At 40.6% G+C, this 19,460-nt stretch carries 16 protein-coding genes and 1 pseudogene; 5 read left to right on the top strand and 12 right to left on the bottom strand.

Going from position 1 to position 19,460, the window contains the following annotated elements:
- Positions 1–56: 56 nt before the first annotated feature.
- Both FDK13_RS26175 and lpdA read right to left on the bottom strand, forming a co-directional pair.
- On the bottom strand, positions 57–674 hold the full coding sequence (locus FDK13_RS26175) for a hypothetical protein (RefSeq protein ID WP_137342970.1): 618 nt from the start codon (positions 672–674) through the stop codon (positions 57–59).
- A 122-nt stretch (positions 675–796) separates the two neighbouring features.
- On the bottom strand, positions 797–2,194 hold the full coding sequence (gene lpdA / locus FDK13_RS26170) for a dihydrolipoyl dehydrogenase (protein ID WP_220417430.1): 1,398 nt from the start codon (positions 2,192–2,194) through the stop codon (positions 797–799).
- Positions 2,195–2,740: 546 nt separating this feature from the next.
- On the opposite strand from lpdA, the gene FDK13_RS26165 reads away from it, so the two are divergent.
- From FDK13_RS26165 to FDK13_RS26155, 3 genes are read left to right on the top strand one after another with little or no spacing between them, the layout of a single operon-like run.
- Positions 2,741–5,059, top strand: coding sequence for a TonB-dependent receptor (locus tag FDK13_RS26165; protein WP_137342968.1), 2,319 nt, complete (start codon positions 2,741–2,743; stop codon positions 5,057–5,059).
- 35 nt (positions 5,060–5,094) lie between these two features.
- Entirely contained in the window at positions 5,095–5,733 is a 639-nt protein-coding gene (locus tag FDK13_RS26160) for a hypothetical protein (RefSeq protein ID WP_137342967.1), read from the top strand.
- 25 nt (positions 5,734–5,758) lie between these two features.
- Entirely contained in the window at positions 5,759–6,487 is a 729-nt protein-coding gene (locus tag FDK13_RS26155) for an outer membrane beta-barrel protein (RefSeq protein ID WP_137342966.1), read from the top strand.
- 135 nt (positions 6,488–6,622) lie between these two features.
- On the opposite strand, the gene FDK13_RS26150 is transcribed toward FDK13_RS26155, so the two are convergent.
- The 3 genes from FDK13_RS26150 to FDK13_RS26140 form a co-directional block, all read right to left on the bottom strand.
- Positions 6,623–7,360 carry an SDR family oxidoreductase gene (locus FDK13_RS26150; RefSeq protein ID WP_137342965.1) on the bottom strand — a complete coding sequence of 246 codons (738 nt, stop codon included), beginning with the start codon at positions 7,358–7,360 and terminating at the stop codon, positions 6,623–6,625.
- Positions 7,361–7,433: 73 nt separating this feature from the next.
- Positions 7,434–8,324: a helix-turn-helix domain-containing protein gene (locus FDK13_RS26145; RefSeq protein WP_137342964.1), complete on the bottom strand. Its 891-nt coding sequence runs from the start codon at positions 8,322–8,324 to the stop codon at positions 7,434–7,436.
- 107 nt (positions 8,325–8,431) lie between these two features.
- Positions 8,432–8,974 (bottom strand): hypothetical protein, encoded by a 543-nt coding sequence (locus tag FDK13_RS26140; protein ID WP_137342963.1) that lies wholly within the window; start codon positions 8,972–8,974, stop codon positions 8,432–8,434.
- A 282-nt stretch (positions 8,975–9,256) separates the two neighbouring features.
- Here FDK13_RS26140 and FDK13_RS26130 point away from each other — a divergent pair.
- Positions 9,257–9,489 (top strand): annotated as a pseudogene (locus FDK13_RS26130) (helix-turn-helix domain-containing protein).
- A 180-nt stretch (positions 9,490–9,669) separates the two neighbouring features.
- Here the strand turns inward: FDK13_RS26130 and FDK13_RS26125 are convergent.
- The 6 genes from FDK13_RS26125 to FDK13_RS26100 form a co-directional block, all read right to left on the bottom strand.
- Entirely contained in the window at positions 9,670–11,103 is a 1,434-nt protein-coding gene (locus FDK13_RS26125) for a TolC family protein (protein ID WP_137342997.1), read from the bottom strand.
- Positions 11,093–14,299: an efflux RND transporter permease subunit gene (locus tag FDK13_RS26120; protein WP_137342960.1), complete on the bottom strand. Its 3,207-nt coding sequence runs from the start codon at positions 14,297–14,299 to the stop codon at positions 11,093–11,095. Before FDK13_RS26120 ends, FDK13_RS26125 begins: the two co-directional genes overlap by 11 nt.
- A gap of 25 nt (positions 14,300–14,324) precedes the next feature.
- The gene (locus FDK13_RS26115) at positions 14,325–15,407 is read right to left on the bottom strand and encodes an efflux RND transporter periplasmic adaptor subunit (RefSeq protein ID WP_137342959.1); all 1,083 of its coding nucleotides are present in this window, start codon (positions 15,405–15,407) and stop codon (positions 14,325–14,327) included.
- 161 nt (positions 15,408–15,568) lie between these two features.
- Complete coding sequence (locus tag FDK13_RS26110) at positions 15,569–15,994, bottom strand: hypothetical protein (protein WP_137342958.1); 426 nt, start codon at positions 15,992–15,994, stop codon at positions 15,569–15,571.
- Positions 15,995–16,661: 667 nt separating this feature from the next.
- Positions 16,662–17,576 carry a helix-turn-helix domain-containing protein gene (locus FDK13_RS26105; protein ID WP_137342957.1) on the bottom strand — a complete coding sequence of 305 codons (915 nt, stop codon included), beginning with the start codon at positions 17,574–17,576 and terminating at the stop codon, positions 16,662–16,664.
- 12 nt (positions 17,577–17,588) lie between these two features.
- The gene (locus tag FDK13_RS26100) at positions 17,589–18,485 is read right to left on the bottom strand and encodes an NmrA family NAD(P)-binding protein (protein WP_137342956.1); all 897 of its coding nucleotides are present in this window, start codon (positions 18,483–18,485) and stop codon (positions 17,589–17,591) included.
- Positions 18,486–18,808: 323 nt separating this feature from the next.
- Between FDK13_RS26100 and FDK13_RS26095 the strand changes: the two genes are divergently transcribed.
- Complete coding sequence (locus FDK13_RS26095; RefSeq protein ID WP_137342955.1) at positions 18,809–19,048, top strand: DUF2442 domain-containing protein; 240 nt, start codon at positions 18,809–18,811, stop codon at positions 19,046–19,048.
- 31 nt (positions 19,049–19,079) lie between these two features.
- Here FDK13_RS26095 and FDK13_RS26090 read toward each other — a convergent pair whose 3' ends face one another.
- Positions 19,080–19,436, bottom strand: coding sequence for a bleomycin resistance protein (locus FDK13_RS26090; protein WP_137342954.1), 357 nt, complete (start codon positions 19,434–19,436; stop codon positions 19,080–19,082).
- Between the last annotated feature and the right edge of the window lie 24 nt (positions 19,437–19,460).

Below are 19,460 nucleotides of genomic sequence, written 5' to 3'. Positions count from 1 at the left end.
TGTACAAATTTGTATCCAGGGATCTTTCTTTTCATATGCATCCGGAAAGGATATTTTTATTTCAATAGCACATCCGCTATTTTAATACGAAACAGTCCGTTGGTAAATCTGGCAGTTCCCGACATGCCCTGAAGGGGATAACGAACTGTAATATCTTTGCTGAACGAAATGGCAAAACGGCCTTCTACTGTACCCGAAGCCTTGTCAAACTTCGTAATCCTGATCCAACCAGGTTTTACTCCCCGGTAGATATATCGATTCGTAAGCCCGCCAGCGTTACCAATGTAGAAAAGGGTAGCTTCTTCATTTTTTCGTTTCCCGGTTTTGTTCAGCCTGGCAATACTGTTGCGCCCCTTTTTTAACGGGATATTGTATATTATCAATGACTGGGTTCTGGTGCACTCGGGATCCAGGCAACCATTATTGGTATTTGGATTAGGCCCTCCTCCCATGCCGGGATAATCAATATCGGTAAAGACCAAAAGGTTGAACTGCCGCACATCTTCGGGTTGCTGCTCCCGTTCCCTAAGGCGCAATACCTTACCAGTTCCGTACCAAAGGGAGTCGTTCAGGATGCTGGTTACATTAAATCCGGAGTTTGCAGGGAGCGAAGGCTGCCTGGCACATCCTGCACAGGCCAAAAGGAGGACTATATAATATCTGATAGATTTCATAACCGGTTCATTTTTACGCAATAAGTAACCGTTACACGAAAACTAATGATACAATTTCTATTATATTTTGAATTATTCTAACTCAAACCTTTGCATAGCGTTATATTCTGTTGGCTTACTTTTCAAATATTCAAAGCACCACTACCTGACGCCATCAGGTAAGCATCTTTCAGGGTTTCGGAATAAGTAGGATGCGCATAAGATATTTTGCCCAGAGCACTATCGGTCACTTCGAATTCCATGGCAACAACGGCCTGAGCGATAATATCGGCTGCTCTTGCACCGATAATATGCACCCCAAGAACTTCACCATATTTTGGATCGGTCAGTACTTTTGAGAAACCTTCTGTATCTCCTGAGGCACGCGCCCGGCCGCTCGCCGAAAAAGGGAATTTACCTTTGTTATACGCAATTCCTTTTTCTTTCAACTGCTCTTCAGTATAGCCTACGCTGGCAACTTCGGGCCAGGTATATACTACTCCGGGAATAAGATTATAATTGATATGAGGTTTTTCGCCATGGATGACTTCAACAGCCAGCACACCTTCTTCTTCCGCTTTATGAGCCAACATCACACCTTCAATAACATCGCCAATTGCGTAAATATTCCCTTCGGCGGTACGAAGCCGCGTGTCTGTCTTGATCCTGCCCTTTGGATCCAGCTCAATTTTGGTATTTTCCAAACCAAGTCCGGCTGTGTAGGGTTTTCTTCCAACAGCAACAAGACAATATTCTGCTGAAATTTCTTTTTCTGCGTTGGCAGTATCAAGGTATTTCACGGTAACACTTTCGCCATTATTTTTTGCCGCCTGCACCTTTTGATTCACAAGAACGGTGATTCCGGTTTTTGTCAAAACCTTTTGCAATTCTTTTCCAAGTTCTTTATCCATGGTTGGAATCAGGCTGTCAGCATATTCAATGATCGTTACTTTCACACCGATCCGGGCATAAATTGACGCCATTTCAACACCGATCACACCACCTCCAATGATCACTATACTATCCGGTTTTGCACTTAACGACAAAGCTTCCGTTGATGTTATAATCCTGTTTTTATCAATTTCAACACCTGGAATCGAAGAAGGTTTTGAGCCTGTGGCTACGATAAAATATTTACTTTTAACTGAATTTGCAGAACCATCAGCCGCTTTAACACTTAGCTCGTTGTTAGTAACAAAAGAAGCCGTACCATAAATAACTTCAATTTTGTTCTTTTTCATCAGGTAATTAATCCCTGATACGTTTTGCTTGACCACCTCGCTTTTACGCAGGAACATCTGCTGAAAATTTAGTTTTAAAGCCCCAACTTCAATACCCTGAACAGCGAACCTGGTTTTTACACTGTGGTAGTTTTCGCTGCTGTCCAGCAACGCTTTGGAAGGAATACAACCTACGTTGGTACAAGTTCCGCCAAGGTTACTATACTTTTCAACGATCGCAGTTTTAAATCCTAATTGTGCGGCTCTGATCGCGGCTGTGTAGCCACCTGGCCCTGACCCGATAATAACGATATCAAATATATTTTCCATTAAAACAGTTTTTGATGAAATCAGGAATATGTACCTGCCTGAGCAGCGATGGCGTATGCACCTTACTTCAAAAATACATTATTAACTGCATCGGAGCAATGTATATTTCAAGGTTAACTCTATCAAATTCAATGGGCTGCAATTTATCCAAATCTTTTTCAAATCAACCTGCATCCTTTAAATTTAATAATTTGAAAAACACGCTTTGTATGTAAGCAAAAAATGATCGGGCCAGGTATTTTATTTCTGAATAATTTAGTACATATCTGCAAATTAACTAACAAAATGCTGCTGCTTTTTTCGGCCAAGAAATTGTCCGCTGGAAAATCCTCGGATTTTAGTTATTAAAATATAATTAAATCCGGGGATTTTTTGGGATACTAAAATCCCAAATGCTACCTCTTATTACAAGCGGCAAATCAGTATTAAAAACAAGTTAAACTTCATTACGGACCACCAAACTTTCCATTCTATCACTGTACTTTTACAATTATGCAACATAGTTGCATTTTTTCAATGGTACTTTGTGACTAACAAATGCGTCTGACCTCATTAAATTTGTTGTTAACATTTCTAAGCGTTCTCGCATGGGCGCCAGACCTAAGGGCTCAGGGTAGTTTTACACTAAGCGGTCAAATTTATGACGCAAATACCCATGAGGCATTACCCGGAGCGGCCCTGCTAATCAAGGGCACTTCAACAGGCGTCAATTCCGATAATCGGGGAAGTTTTTCAATCGAAGTCAAATCGGGTAAAATCAAGATCTCGTGTGAATTTGTCGGATATGATTCCGTTGATACTACGCTTACCATCTCAGCCAATACCACCCTCAATTTCATGTTAAGGCAAAACAGTCAACAATTGCAGGAAGTCAGGATAAGGGGAAATGCGGAAATACACAAAGAAATCGCCACCCAGAACCTTACCATATTACAAGGCGCTGACCTGGATCGCACACGAGGTTTGAGCCTTGGCGAGTCATTGAAATCTATCACAGGAGTTACCACATTTCAAACCGGCCCATCCATTTCAAAGCCCATTATACATGGAATGTACAGCAACAGGATATTGATTTTAAATAATGGCGTACGCCTGGAAGCACAGCAATGGGGCTCCGAGCACGCACCCGAAATAGATCCGTTTATCGCCAATAAACTGGAAGTGATCAAAGGGGCAGCCGGAATACGCTATGGGTCAGATGCCATAGGCGGGGTTATTTTGGTAGAACCAAAAGAGCTGCCCAATAATCCGGGAATGAATGGCGAGGTCAATATAATTGGTATGACAAACAGCCGGCTAGGGGCATTTTCGTCTATGGTTCAGGGCGCTTTCGATAAAAAACTAAAAGGATTAAGTTATCGCTTACAGGGAACCTATAAGGTGGCGGGGAATACCAGCACACCAAATTATTTGCTTGAAAATACAGGGCTAAGAGAAAAGGATTTTTCCGCTGCCTTGAATTATCACCATAAAAATTATGGGCTGGATCTCTATTACAGCATTTTCGACACCAAACTGGGCATATTTACCGGTGCAGAAGTTGGATCGGGCAATGACTTACAACAACGTATTCAGGAACCTCGGCCACTTACACCTTCCTATTTTTCCTATCACATAGATCGTCCGTATCAGACCGTCAGCCATAACACCTTAAAACTTAAAAGCTTTTACAACTTTGACAATGGAAGCAAAATCCAGCTTCAATATGCGGATCAGACCAATACCCGTTCTGAATACGATTTCACACCTTTGAACGGCAGACAAACACCCGAGCTTTATCTGCAAATTAAATCGCAAACACTGGATATTAATTACAGCCACAAACAATTGGGCGATTTTTCAGGATCTTTTGGGCTGAACGGATTAACGCAGGGAAATGTAAGGAAATATGAATATCTAATTCCCAATTTCAGAAATTACGGCGGCGGCGCTTACTTCATTGAAAAATACAGTCACAAAAATTTGCTGCTCGAAGCCGGCCTGCGTTATGATTACCGATGGCTAAGAGCTTATATGCTGAATGACAACACCGCCCTCATTGAAACCCCGACCACACATTATCAAGCTAGCAGCAGTACCTTGGGTGCTTTATACAATTTCACCACGCAGCTAAAGCTTGGCGCTAATTTCAGCTCTGCCTTCCGCGTACCTACGGTTAATGAGCTTTATTCTAACGGCGTACATCAGAGCCTGGTTTCCTTTGAAAAAGGTGATCCCAATCTGAAAACCGAGCGAGCGAATAATGTTAATGTAAACCTTACCTATGCCACATCCAGGGTTTTAATTGATCTGCAAGGCTATTACAACAACATCAGCAATTTCATTTTCTCTAATCCCAGCAACCAGATAACCCGCACACCGCGTGGACAGGCGCTTGTCTTCAACTATACGCAGGCCAATGTATTTTTCAAAGGAATAGATCTCGGCATCACCTTCAAACCTGCTGACTCAATTGATATCAATTCTAAAACTTCGCTGATCTATGCATGGAACAAAACCATTCACGATTACCTGATTTACACACCGGCAAACCGGTTTCAGAATAGTGTCAGCTATCATCTCGGCAGTTTTGCCGGTTTAAAAAATATACTGATAAGCGCAGAAGATATTTTTGTCGGCAAACAGACTCATGTTCCAGCCGGTCAGGACTATGCACCTGCTCCGGGAGGCTATAATTTGGTCAATACACATTTAGGCTTCCGGATTTCACTTCGAAACAATTTTGCCGATATAGACCTTTCAGTGAATAACTTAACAAATAAAACCTACCGTGATTACCTTGACCGATTCCGGTATTTCACCGATGAGCCAGGACGAAATTTCGCACTCAGACTGCGTCTGCCTTTTCGAATTTAAACCAATAAATCATCTTACCCATTAAATTAAACACCATGCTAAAACTTAAAAACCTGACATTTGTCCTTTGGGGAACCCTGCTTTTTTTGGGTGGTTGCACCAAAGAAGAACAGGCAGTTGCCCCAACCATTGCGAACGAATCATTAACGACGGTCATACTAAAAGCAACCAATACTGCTGACGCCGCTGATACAACTTCGTGCCGCTACAAGTTTACGTTTGACAGCCAGGGCAATGTAACTTCTTCGGATTCTACACCACTGAATTTGAAAGCCAATGCAACTTATGCAGTTGCCGTTCAGCTTTATGATGAATTGCAGAGCCCGGTGTTTGACGTGTCTGCTGAAATAAAAGAAAGACAGAATTATCATTTATTCTTTTTTCAGCCAACACCCATTTCGCCGGCAAACCTGGTGACAGGGCTTACCAGCCCGTATATTCCGGGAACTGCCACCAGCGCCACAGGCCCATATCTCAACCTAAGTGTAGCCAGAACCGATCATGACACCAATAATCCCGCTTATGAGCTTGGACTTGCTGATAAATTTACTACCGGGGAAGCAAGTTCAGGAAATCTGGAAGTTGTTTTACGTCATCAACCAAATGCAAAAAACGGCACTTACGCACCAGGGTCAACTGATCTGGATGTGAGTTATAAAGTGATCATTAAGTAATCCGGCATATTTAAACCTTAACAAGATGAGAAAATTATTAACGCTGCTGACTATTCTTATCAGCAACCTGATTGCTGATAACGCTCAGGCACAGCTGAAAAGTTACATAGGCATTTCAGCCGGGCTCTCCACCCCAACCGGTAATTTTGCCAAGTCTGATTACGGACCAATTTACCACGAAAACAATAAGGCCGGTTATGCCAAAAACGGCATTACCATGGGCGTGGATGGTGCTTATTATTTTTATAAAAATCTGGCAATTGCAGGTAATTTAACCTTCCAGGATCAGGGTGGTTTGAGTAAAAAGGATGTAGAAAATCTTGCTGCGGGTTATACCGACGGTTTCGCAGTCGATAATTCCACTGTTACAGCCAATAAGCGGTATAACAGTTTGAACGCCCTGGCCGGGCCACAGTATTCTTTTGTTTTTAACAAAGTGATCCTGGATGTGCGGGCCATGGCCGGAGTTATCAAAAGTCTTTCAACGCCTGAAACCAGAGTTGATCTGGAAGATGATCCTACCCATACTTTTTATCAGCGCAGTTCAAAGTCAGCCTCATTTGCTTATGGAGCGGGGCTTGGTTTGAGATATTATATCAGCAAAAAGCTTGGTGTGGTTTTACGCGGCAATTATATAAATTCAGATGGAATAAAGATTACCAATGAAAACCGAAACATTAATGCAGGAAGGCTGGTCACAAAACAACCCATATCTTTAATCCAAACCACACTGGGTTTGACATTGTCTTTATAAAATTGAGAAATAAAATACCGGAGAAATAATATCTCCGGTATTTTACCTGCAATGAAGAGAAATTTACCAATTGTTTCTAAATAAAATTATTAAAATACAAAAAAAATAGCTCTCTGGTAGGTTGCTATCTTATTGTTACCATGGACTAATCCCTGTTTCCGGTACATTATCATCACTGAAAAATTGCCCGGTCGGACCGTCCGCACCTAAAATAGCTGCTTTTACAACCCTGGCAGCGGCATCCGGGACAGTTCCAGGCCCTGAGTGATTATTAAAATCTGTGGCCGTATAGCCAGGATCAACTGCATTTATCTTAAATGCAGTATCCCGTAAATCATAAGCAAGCACAATGGTATAAGCATTGAGTGCCGCTTTGGACGCAACATACGAAGTTGGTTTCACCTGATAATGTTTCCATGCCGGATCGTTATGAAGGGTGAGTGAACCCAGGCCCGAGGTCACGTTAACAATCCTTGGTTCCGGCGATTTCTTCAAAAGGTCAATAAACGCCTGTGTCACTTCAATTACGCCAAAAAAATTGGTCTCAAAAACCTGCTTAAATACGCTGATATCTGTTTCGAGTGGCGCCTGCGGCATATTTCCGGAAATACCCGCGTTATTAATTAACACATCCAGCACTTTGGTTTTTTGGCCAAGCACTTCCCGGGCGGCTTTTATTGATTCAAAGTCATCAACGTCAATCTCTATGGGCTCTACCTGGTTTAAGCCTTCTGAATGAAGCTGGTCAACCGCCTCCTGACCTTTTTTTATATCCCGGCAGCCCAGGTATACAAAATAACCTTGCTGTAATAATTGCCTGGCTGTTTCAAAACCAATGCTTTTGTTTGCTCCTGTTATCAGTACTGTTTTCATATTAAATTGTATAATTATTAACAGTACAAATCTACATCCCCCAAATTCATCGGCTGTAACACATCCCTCAGTATTAATGGTACATTTTACGGATGTTTGACCGGTACCCGGCTGGTGTTACACCGGCTTCACGCTTAAAGAAACGATTGAAATATGAGGCATCTGAAAAACCGAGGTCAAAAGCAATTTCTTTTAAAGAATCATTGGTGTGAAACAGCAAGCGCCTGGCTTCCAGTATCAGCCGCTCATGTATATGTTTAATGGCCGGCTTACCGCTCTGGTTTTTCACCACTTCGCTTAAATGCCCGGCAGAAATATTCAGCAAAGAAGCATAATCTCCCACTTCACGTAATTCGCGAAAACACACGTTGATTTTTTCCTGAAAGTTCTTTAATAACAGCTTGTCGACTGAAGAAATATTATCTTTGAACTGCGCCGTATACAGGCGGCTCAAATACGTAAGCAACACGGTCAGGTAAGCGGTCAACATGCGTTGCTGCCATTCACCCGGACTTCGATATTCCAGATTAATCTTGGCCAGCATATCTTCAACGAAATTAACATCTGCCAGTGTAAGCAGCAATTGATGACCATTTTGAGGATTTTGAATGAGCGGAAGGTTGCTTAGTGAAGCGTTTTCCTGAAATGACAAAAACTCCCTCGTAAAAGCAATACCGGTACTCCATAACTGTATAAATTCTTCTTTTACAATAATTTGATCCGGACCGGTGAAGTAAATAGTGTTGTCCAGAAGTTTGTAGGGAGTCATGTCAATCCATTGCCGACTACCAGCCCGCCTGATAAATACAAAAAGGTAATGATCCTTTCGGTGCGGTATGAGAAGATCAGAATGGTTTGGCAAACTACCTTCATAATTATACACTCTAAAATGTTTATTAGCAATTACATCGTCTGGCTCCAAAGAATAAACCGGTACCTGCTGAGGATAGTTAGAAATTTGCATTAATTAAATTTGTCGTTTTGATACAAGATTAATTTATTGAAGGAATAGAATTATACCAGAACAGATTTCTAATCACTGATCTTGGTTTAAAACAATTTATCAATTAGCTACTTTATGCTATAGCTTTGTATCGGATTAGGCGCTAAAAGATATCTACCTTTTTCATCTGCTCTAAATTTAAACGCTGACAGGAGATTTCTCAATATTAATAACTGTTCATGTTTCTTTTTATCCTGATCACTGCAATTATTTAATCCTCCCAAAATAAAATATGGAAATATAAACCAACATTTATTCGTCGTACTTGTTATTTTGGGCAAAATCCAGTTTCCATTTGTATTTAGAATATTCTGATTGATGATGCCTGCTGCTTTCATATCCGGATCTCCTTCATGGTATAAACTGTCTACAACACCCAGGTAATTTACCCGAAAATAAAATATGATCATTCCTGAACTACAAAAGCCAGCGGAGTTAGGAACATTAAATTCCAGAAATTGATTTAAATCAGAACCTTTGAAAATGGCGTTGGTGCGATAATTAATACTGATCTTAAAATCTGGTTTCCATGACTGCGACATCAAGGGATAAGACAACAAAAGTAGCCATAAGGCTAATATAAATCTATGAATATGAAGTAAGCTAATCATCGTTTTGAAGAAGTTATTGTTCTTAGCGGTTCCAAAAATCTCATTAATATAGTAAACAGCATTACGGATATCAATAATCTCAGCTACATTTTGTCGGGAACCTGGATCGTTGCAGTACTAAACAACGAACACGCCGACCGGTTGTTTAAAAGAACAGGTATTATTAGTGAAGCATGGGCAGCGGAGGAGTTCATTTTTATGGCGGGACTCGTATTTATTATTTCTCGGGTTTTTAAACGTGGCGTAGAAATTCAATCAGAAAATGACCTGACCGTATAAGTTATGCCTATTATCGTAAATCCGGATGTAATGATGGCCAAGCGAAAAATGTCATTAAATGAGCTTTCCGAGAAAGTTGGATTAACGCTTGCAAATCTTTCTGTACTTAAAACGGGTAAGGCAAAAGCGATTCGGTTTACTACGCTGGATGCTATTTGTAAAGTCCTGCACTGCCGCCCGGGAATATATTGGAATATGTTGAAAGTGATGTGGAAGTGGGAGTTGGAGAAGGTTAAGTAGCTGTCAAAGTGTGGTCAGGAATTGTCATTTATTGTCAGGGCGTGGTCAGGTTTTGTCAAGTGTGATTATTGGTTGAAAAAAGAAATGGTTGCAAGTGCTCTAACCAAGCACTTGCAACCATTTCTTTTTTAATACTATCTTGGAAATAAATCTGCTAAATAACTTTTAGCATTTTATTACCTCCATCCACCTCCCAACGCGCGGTAGATACTTACCGTGGCATTCATCTGGTTCATTTTTGTTTCAACAAGATCGAATCTGGATTCCAGCGCGTCACGTTGTGTCAAAAGTACTTCCATATAATCCGCTCTTGCCGAGGCAAAAAGACGATTTGAAATATTGATTGACTCTGTAAGTGCTTCCACTTCGCTCTTTTTCAAGTCGTAACTTTTTTCAAGGTTACCGATTCTCGAAATCTGATTGGCAACTTCAATGTAAGCATTCAAAACTGTACGTTCGTAATTGTAAACGGCTTGTATTTGCTTGGAATTAGCACTGTAATAAGTCGCCTTAATCAAATTCTTATTAATTAAAGGACCTGCCATATCGGCTGCCAAAGAAGTAATGATCGACTTAGGCATTTTTGCCAGATAAAGTGGATTGAATGACTGTAAACCAAGCACCGCCGAAAGACCCAGGCGAGGATAAAAATTCGCTTTTGCAACCTGAACATCAAGTTTTGCAGCCGCAAGATCATTCTCAGCTTGTTTTACATCCGGACGGTTTTCCAATAACTGTGTTGGAATACCTGCCTGAATGATCGTGGGCATCAGCGTTTCGAAATTCTGATGACTTCTGTTAACAGGCTGCGGGTACCGGCCTACAAGGAAGTTGATCCGGTTCTCAGCTTCTACAATCTTTTGTTTGATATCATATTGCAGATTTTGGGTATTAAGCACCTGTGCCTGAAACCGGCGCACAGCCAGTTCAGTAACCCGTGTCGCTTCTTTTTCCATTCTTACGATTCTCAACGCATTGCTCTGAATTTCAATATTTCTTTGCAAAATGTCCAGCTGAGCATCAAGGGCCAGTAATTCGTAATAATTACTTGCTATTTCTGATACCAGATTCGTCATCATGAAATTTTTACCTTCCACAGAAGACAGATACCTTGAAACGGCAGCCTTCTTTGCATTGCGTAATTTATGCCAGATATCTATTTCCCAGGTAGCAGTTGCACCGAAACCGAAATTGGACAAAGGATCCGGAGTTTTCTTGCCCGGTTTTATTTCCGTAATTTCCTCCGTTGCACCAGGAAGCGTATACCTGGATGCTTTTTCCACACCAGCTGCGCCGCCAAGATTCACGAATGGCATATACTCCCCTTTTCTTGCCATGATCTCGTTATTGGCAATCTGGATCTCCTGCATCGTAATATTCAACTCCTGATTGTTCTGTAACCCCAGATCAATCAGGGCTGTCAGCGAGCTATCCGTAAAATAGGTCTTCCAGGAAAGCTTTCCAGCGTTCGTTGAATCCTGTGAGCCGGTATAGCTCACAGGTACTCCTTTATTTTCAGTTTTCGTTACCAAAGTCGGCACCTTACAACCGGTGTAGGCGAGGGACATAAGTGCTATCCCAACCCAACTTACTATTCTTTTATTGTGCATCGCTATGAGGTTCATTAGTTTGGGGAAAAGCGTCGATTGCGTGAACAAATTGCTCAGACAACGAGCCGTCCTCTTCATCTTTGATCATTTTTCTACCGTCGGCCAAAGTGCCAAATATAAAGTACAATCCAGGAATGATGATTACCCCGAAAATCGTTCCGAATAACATACCACCCATTGCCGAAGCACCGATCGTACGGTTACCAATGGCTCCTGCACCCGTCGCACTGATCAACGGTATCAACCCGGCAACAAAAGCGAACGATGTCATTAAGATAGGACGGAAACGAACCTTGGCTCCCTCAATGGCTGCGTTCAGGATCGTATCTCCCTGGTGCCGCTTCTGGACAGCAAACTCAACGATCAGTACGGCATTTTTACCTAACAAACCTACCAACATGATCAGACCGATCTGGGCATAAATGTTGTTTTCCAGACCCATCATTTTAAGAAGCAGGAACGAGCCAAATACCCCAACCGGAAGCGATAACACTACTGCAAAAGGAATAATGAAACTTTCATACTGCGCTGCCAATACAAAATATACGAACGCTAATACGATCATGAACACGACAAGTGACTCGTTCCCCCGGATCGATTCATCATAAGAAAGACCTTCAAAAGCGATATCGTATCCTTTTGGTAATGTCTTGGCTGCCACTTCACGAATCGCCTGGATCGCATCAGCCGTCGTGTAACCCTTGGCCGGAAGACCCTGGATCGCTGCTGAATTGTATAAGTTGAAACGTGTAATCTCATTAGGGCCCTGGCCTTTTTTAAGCGTCATGAATGACGAGTAAGGTACCATTTCGCCTGTATCGTTTTTAACAAAAAGCTTTAACAAATCGGATGGCAGTCTTCTGAAACTAGGATCAGACTGCACGTACACTTTAAAGAACTGGTTAAACCTTGTAAAACCTTGTTCGTATGTACTACCGATCATGATGTTCAGGTTATCCATCGCTTTTCCGATTGATACACCTTTTTGCATGGCTAGCTGATTGTCTATCTGCAATTCGTACTGAGGATAATTCGCGGCAAAGAAAGTAAACAAACCAGTAAGCTCAGGACGTTTTGCCAAATCTCCCATGAATTTTTTGTTGATAACATCAAACTCACGATAATCTGTATCAGTTGTTTTATCAAGTAAACGCATAGAGAAACCACCGGATGTACCAAAACCCGGAATTGCAGGTGGTTCAAAGAATTCAACCACGGCACCAAGACCTCTTGTCTTTGTTTCCAATTCTTCCATGATTTCCTTCACGTTTTTATCACGGTCATGCCAAGATTTCAAGTTGATCAAACAAGTACCGGCGTTAGAACCCCGTCCCTCAGTCATGATCTCGTAACCTGCAAGAGAAGATACCGATTCAATTCCACCAACTTCTTCGCAAATTTTTTGAAGGCGTCTGGAAACCTCGTTGGTTTTTTCAAGCGTAGAACCCGGAGGTGTCTGGATAATTGCATAAATCGTACTCTGATCTTCATTTGGAATAAAACCTGCTGGCAGCACTTTATTCACGTATACTATTCCAGCACAGAAAATCAATAATACTCCCCAGGTAACAACTCTCCGGCTAACGATCATTTTAAGCAAAGCAACGTATCTGCCGGTAAGTTTATCAAATACGCGGTTGAAGCTGTCAAGTACTTTGGTAAGTATGTTTTTCTTCCTCTCATGTCCATGATGATTTTGAAGCAGTATGGCGCACAATACCGGTGTAAGTGTCAAGGCGATCAAGGCCGAAATTACGATAGAACTAGCCATCGTAATCGAGAATTGCCGGTAAAACGTACCAACCGGACCAGACATAAACGAAATCGGAAGGAATACAGACACCATTACGGCTGTGATCGCGATAATAGCTCCACTGATCTCGGAAAGCACTTTTTTCACCGCATTGTAAGGTGTTATACCGGGCTCTTCTTCAAATTTCGCATGGACGGCCTCGACGACGACAATCGCATCATCAACCACAATACCAATCGCAAGTACAAGGGCAAAAAGCGTGATCAAGTTGATGGAAAGTCCAAAAGCCTGTATCACAAAGAACGCCCCGATGAGGGATACCGGAACCGCAAGGATCGGAATCAAAGTTGAACGCCAGTCGCCAAGGAATATAAATACAACCAGGGCAACCAGGATAAACGCATCCCGCAAAGTATCAATCACCTGCTCGATAGACGCATCCAAAAATTTAGAAACGTCATAACTGATTTTGTAATCCACCCCCGGAGGGAAAGATTCCTTCATCACTTCAAGCTTCTTTTTTACTTCCTCAATTACATCACTGGCATTACTACCATAGTTTTGTCTTAACACGATAGCCGCCGAAGGATGGCCATCAAGGTTGGAATAAATATCAAAGAATTCACTGCCTAACTCCACTTTGGCGATATCTCTAAGATGTATACTTTCCCCTTTTGAGTTCGCACGAATGATAATTCCTTCATATTCTTCCGGTTTATCATACCGTCCTTTATAAGTAAGTACGTATTCCAGCGACTGGGCAGCGATACCGGAACTTTGACCGATACGACCCGGGCGACCAACAATACTTTGTTCCCCTACCGCCTTCATTACTTCTTCTGTCGAGATATTATAAGCACGCATACGCGCAGGGTTTAACCAAAGACGCATCGCATATCTCCGACTACCTAATATTTGTGCTCTGGCAATCCCTTTGGTCCGTTGGATTTCAGGAATCATTTTAACCGTAGCGTAGTTGAACAGGAATTTTTCGTCAATGCTTTTTTCCTTGGAATAAAGGTTGACGTACATCAACATACTTGGCTGTACGGGTGAAATAATAACCCCTTCACGCTGAACAAGTTCTGGTAAAAGCGGCATAACCTGATCCACCCTTGTTTTTACCCGGATTACCGCGACATTGGGGTCCGTCCCGGGTTCAAAAATAATCCTTAAAGTAGCCTCACCAGCACTGGTTGCATCGGTTGCGATATAACGCATGTCCTGAACCCCGTTGATTGCCTGTTCCAGGGTAATCAGCGTGGATTTTACCAGCACGTCAGCACTCGCTCCCGGATAGGCTATAAAGATGTTTACTGTCGTTGGGGCAATGTCCGGGAACTGAGAAATGGGTAATTTCTCAATCGCCAGGATGCCTATAAAGACTATCATGATCGAGATCACAATAGCGAATACAGGTCTTCGTATGAATTGATTGAACATGTCTTTTACTTTTTTAAATACCTAACTATTCGGCATATAGACTTAAATGAGAGATAACAGAATCAGGCTTCACGAATTTTGTATGAATTTTCTCATTTTCGTGTACCTGGCGTAAACCTTCCAAAAGGATTTTGTCACTCTTATTCAAACCGGATTTAACGACAAAAATGTGCGGCAGTTCAGCTGCTATCGTTATCTCTCTTGATTTAATCACATTGTCTTTATCCAACACATAAACATATTTCTTTTCAAGAACCTCGAAAGTGGCTTTCTGAGGGATGATAAGCGCATCTTTAAAGGGTAGCTTAACCTGAATGTTACCCGTTTCGCCATGTCTCAACAAGCCTTTTGGATTAGGGAATGTAGCTCTAAAAGCAATATTTCCAGTTTCATTGTTAAAATCGGCTTCAATCGTTTCAACAAAACCCGGATAATCAAATAACTTATTGTTAGCCATTAACAATTCAACTTTCAAAGGACCTTCTTTGCTTATCTTCGTTTTGTAATCCAGATATTCAGCTTCCGGTACATTATAATAGACCCACATCTTACTGTTGTCTGATAATGTTGTAAGCAAATCCCCTTCATTAACAAGACTTCCAAGTCTTCCCTGGAAATGATCCATCATACCATTAAATGGAGCTCTGATCTCAGTAAATCCTAAATGAACGTTAGCTAATCCAAGTTCTGCTTTTGCCTTATCAAATTTGGCTTTACCTAAAGCAAGTTCATTTTTTGAAACGACATTGCTATCAGCAAGGGATTTTGTGTTTTTATATTCAATTTCAGCGAAATTGGCCTCTGCCTGAGCTTTTTGTGCTTCTGCCTGGTAGATCATCGGCATGATCTGAAACATAAGCTGGCCTTTCTTCACCGACTGTCCCTCGTCCACATAGATTTTCTGAAGATAACCCTTTTCCAAAGCTCTCAGCTCAATGTGGCTAATGGCATGAATTTGAGCGACATACTCTTTGGTAACCAATGTATCTTTTTGCAAAGGACTAGTAACCAGGTAATCCACTTCTTCTTCCTTTTCTTCCTTTTTTGATTCACAGCTTGTATGTAGCAACAACGCACACAAGCTCATGACCATGAGAATTCTCTTCATGATGATTTTGCTATTTAATACTATATGAGTTTTGGTAATTCTTGTTAAAAATATGTTTGTCTTAACATATTTGTATTCTCTTTCTGCTGTACGTTCTAGTAAACTATACGATAAAAAATAGCAGAATTGGCAATTTCAACTTGCCTGATTGGTTTCTAATATCAAATTCTGAAAACCTTTAACAAAAGATAGAGGGCTTTGTGAGATTGAAAATAAGAAAAATTCTTCGGGAAAAATAACCGATGTTTGACAAAATATCGAAAGCCTCCCGGCGTGTGCGTATATGAAGCAGTGTAAAGTTCGTTACTGAACGCTAAATATCTTTTGAAAGCAACCAGTTCTTCATCTTTTTCCTCAATAGCCGTGGCATGATTCTTAAAATTTCCACTTTCTGTATCAGACGGTAAAGACTGGATAAAAAAAACCTGATTGGTTTGCAGGCTAACACAATTGTTAAATACCGATCCTTCAAAATCTTTTAATGCAGAAAGTAAAACAGACTCACTATTTCCATAACTGCCGTGTTGAATGTATCCACTCAACAAAACAATAAATAATGGTAAAATGAATCTAAGTTTCTTTATCATGCGCCGCAAAACTTTAAACTGATAAGAGGTGATCGTTCGATAATGGTTGTGTTCTGGTTACAAATAGCGTCAACATTGATTAGCGTGGTATTAAAGCCAAATTAAAATGAAATTAAAATATTCACACATATTAGCGTTCGTTGTAATAAAACAATATTTAATATAAACATAAAAACAATGTCAATCACTAGAACTGACGGTCATTATTTAAATCTAAAAACATCAGTTACTCCGGAAGCAATTTCTGATTTCTACAAAAAATCATATTCCACTTTTCTCCAAAATTATCCGGTACCGCTGACCTCATAACTAAGGATAATCAAATGCCTCTTATTTGTAAATATTGATTCAAAAAACAGATGATTTACAATGCAAAGTTTTAGATTAATCATATTGCTAAATGGTAATATACCTATCTAACGGTGTAAACCTACGCTATACAAGGATCATGTTCTTTTGCTCCATCCCGACCCGTTGTCAATGTTTCATTTCAATTTTTTTTACAAAATATCTTCTTCAAATTTGAAAAGTTATAAAACAAGATTAGCGGTTAAACAAAAGACCTTCAAAATCAATGATTCCGAAGGTCTTTTGTTTAACTATCCACGTCAATTCTAAACTGGCTTTCCCATGATTTTTATAACTTTTTCTATAGCTGCAAAGTATGTTAATTAAAAGATTGCCGGAATTCCAAAGGAGAGAAATTGGTTTTATTTTTGAATAATTTGCTGAACGACTGAGAATGTTCAAACCCCAAAGCAAATGCAATTTCACTTACCGATAAATCCGAGGTCGATAATTTTTCCTTTGCTTTTTCAATCAATTTATCATGAATATGATGCTGGGTACTCTGCCCCGTTAGCGTTTTGAGCAAACCGCTTAAATAATTTGGCGATGCGTTTAATGCACCCGCTACGTACTGAACAGTGGGCAATCCGTTTTTCTCCAAAGAATCGCTGTTAAAATACACTGTTAGGATTTCTTCCAGTCGATTTAGAATTTTATGATTAGTTATTTTTCGGGTTATAAACTGGCGGTTATAAAACCTGTCAGCGTAAGTCAGCAATAATTCCAGCTGGGCAATGATAACATCCTGGCTGAAATTATCAATATTGGAATGATACTCATGTTCAATATTCTGCATAATAGCCGCAATCATGGCCTCTTCTTTTTCAGCAAGATGAAGAGCTTCATGAACTGCATAGCTGAAATATTCGTATTTCTTTATTTTCTGAGCCAGGGAAGTATTCCAGAGAAAATCCGGGTGAACTAGTAATGACCACCCGGAATGTTTTATTTCCCTTGACGCTTCAATGGAAAAGACCTGGCCAGGAGAAATGAAAAACATGACACCTTCATCAAAGTCATATTCCTGCTGGCCATATTTCATCTTCGCTTTGAAACTCCTTTTGAGTGCAATCGTATAAAATTCGTTAATAATACTTTTGGGCTCTTCCTCACGAAGCCGCGTCACATTCCCGAAGTTAATCACACTGATCAAAGGATGCTCAGGTTTAGGTAAATACCTCAACTGATGCCACTCAGCAATCGTTTTAACTCTGAAAGGTTCCATATTTGCCATATTACAATGTAATCATTTATTAAATGCAGCAGCAAATTCTTTTGCAAAATCCGTCAGTTTCACATTGCCCATAGCTGCCGGTTTATTACGGTAATAGTCTTCCGCAAGTAAGCCACTATGCAGACTGCCGTACATTTCAACCATACCAGCGGCAATTTCCGGATTCATTCCAATTCCTTCAAGACTACTTTGTACCTGTTCGTCAGGAACGATAATCCATTTCAGGTCGGGTTTCCCAATCGCGGCACCCAAAATGGCGGCAGTTTCACTTCCCGTAAGCTCCTCACTCGCTATATACCGGGCTTTTCTGCCAGTTGAAGGTACCAATAATTCTTCAGCTACGACAACCGCAATATCAAATGGAGAAACCCAGGGAATCACATCATCAGCTCCATAATTTGCTGCGATCAGCCCTACCTCTTTTATCATATTCGTGTAAGCATACAGGTTGTAAAAGAAAGAAGTCGGACGAACGTGCGTAATAGCGATATCTTCTGGTAACTTATTCAAAATTTCTTCGACATCATGCGCACCGCGTAAAATACCATTGCCCTTTTCCAGATCACCACCAAAAGTACTGAGATTCACCAGTCTTTTTACGCCTGAATGACTAATAGCCTGCGCATAATTGTTACCAAGATTATGATAATACGCAAGCAGATCAAGGTTATGATCGAGGTAATTGGCAGGCGGAACCATACTATACACAGCGTCTGCGCCGTTAAAAATCTTAATCAGAAAGTCAACGTCTTCCAATGAGCCAATAGCCGCAGTGGCACCGAGCTCTTCAATTTCCTTTTCTTTTTCAGACTTACTGCTGATTACCGTAACCGCATGTCCCTTTTGTACCAATTCTTCCGTCAGTGGTTTGCTGATGTGTCCTAATGAACCTGTTATTATGATTTTCATTTTCTTCCGTTTGTTTGATGCAACAAAGTTCGGCAGCGATTAACGTTTGGATGTAGTTGAATCTACTTTTGTTGTAGCCGGAATTGAGGGGATTGGGAGTTAGCGTCAGTTCGGATTGCCAAAAAAGATTTATGCCACCACTTCGTGGTTAAAAAATCATGCGAGAATTTGAATCTTCTATAATACTGTCAGTCCTTCGGACTTGAAAGCAGGAGTTTTGGAATTATAATGCTGAAACAGTACCTGCTGATACAAGAGCTTTCAAATTTGAAAGATATCTGGCAGATCCAGTATATTTATAGAAATAATAACACACTGTGACAATGAGAACCATCAAAAACCTAAAAGCAACAGATGGATATTCTCTGGAATGTTATTTCGATGATGGCGGTAAACGAAATGCAGATATCAAGCCTTATTTGAAATCCGAGGCTTTTCAATGGTTGCAGGATATTAATAATTTTAAACAAGTTAGAAATAATCAATATTTTGTTTCCTGGAAAAACGAGGAAATAGATCTTAGTGCGGATACCTTATGGCATATTCGTAAGGTTGTAAATTGATATTTTCCAGATAGTTTGATAAAAAACGCAATCACAAACTCTCCCCAAAAGTCAACAAATTACTATCCGGATCAAGTATTGCAAATTCCTTTTGACGCCACGGCTTTATTTGCAGATGCCCTGCTGTTGGTATACTTACTTTTTGGTCAAGAGCCAACTGATACCACTTTTCTATATCATTCGTCCTGATATAAACCATCCCGTAGTTTTCTTTTGGGTCAATTTCTTTAAACTCGAAAAAGTGAATCTGAATATTATCTTTTTTTACCATTAAATAATCCTCGTAGATATCACTGCCAAATTGTTCGAAACCTAACTTATTTAAATAAAAGTCTTTGGTGACGGCTTTATCACGCATGGGCAATTTTGGATTGATGTCGGTAAGCACGGTGGTATTTGTTAAATGTGATGA

The sequence above is a fragment of the Dyadobacter frigoris genome, from assembly GCF_005280585.1.
GTDB lineage: Bacteria > Bacteroidota > Bacteroidia > Cytophagales > Spirosomataceae > Dyadobacter > Dyadobacter frigoris.
The sequence above is the reverse complement of the archived record's forward strand: the minus strand, read 5'-3'. Positions and strand labels throughout refer to the sequence as shown.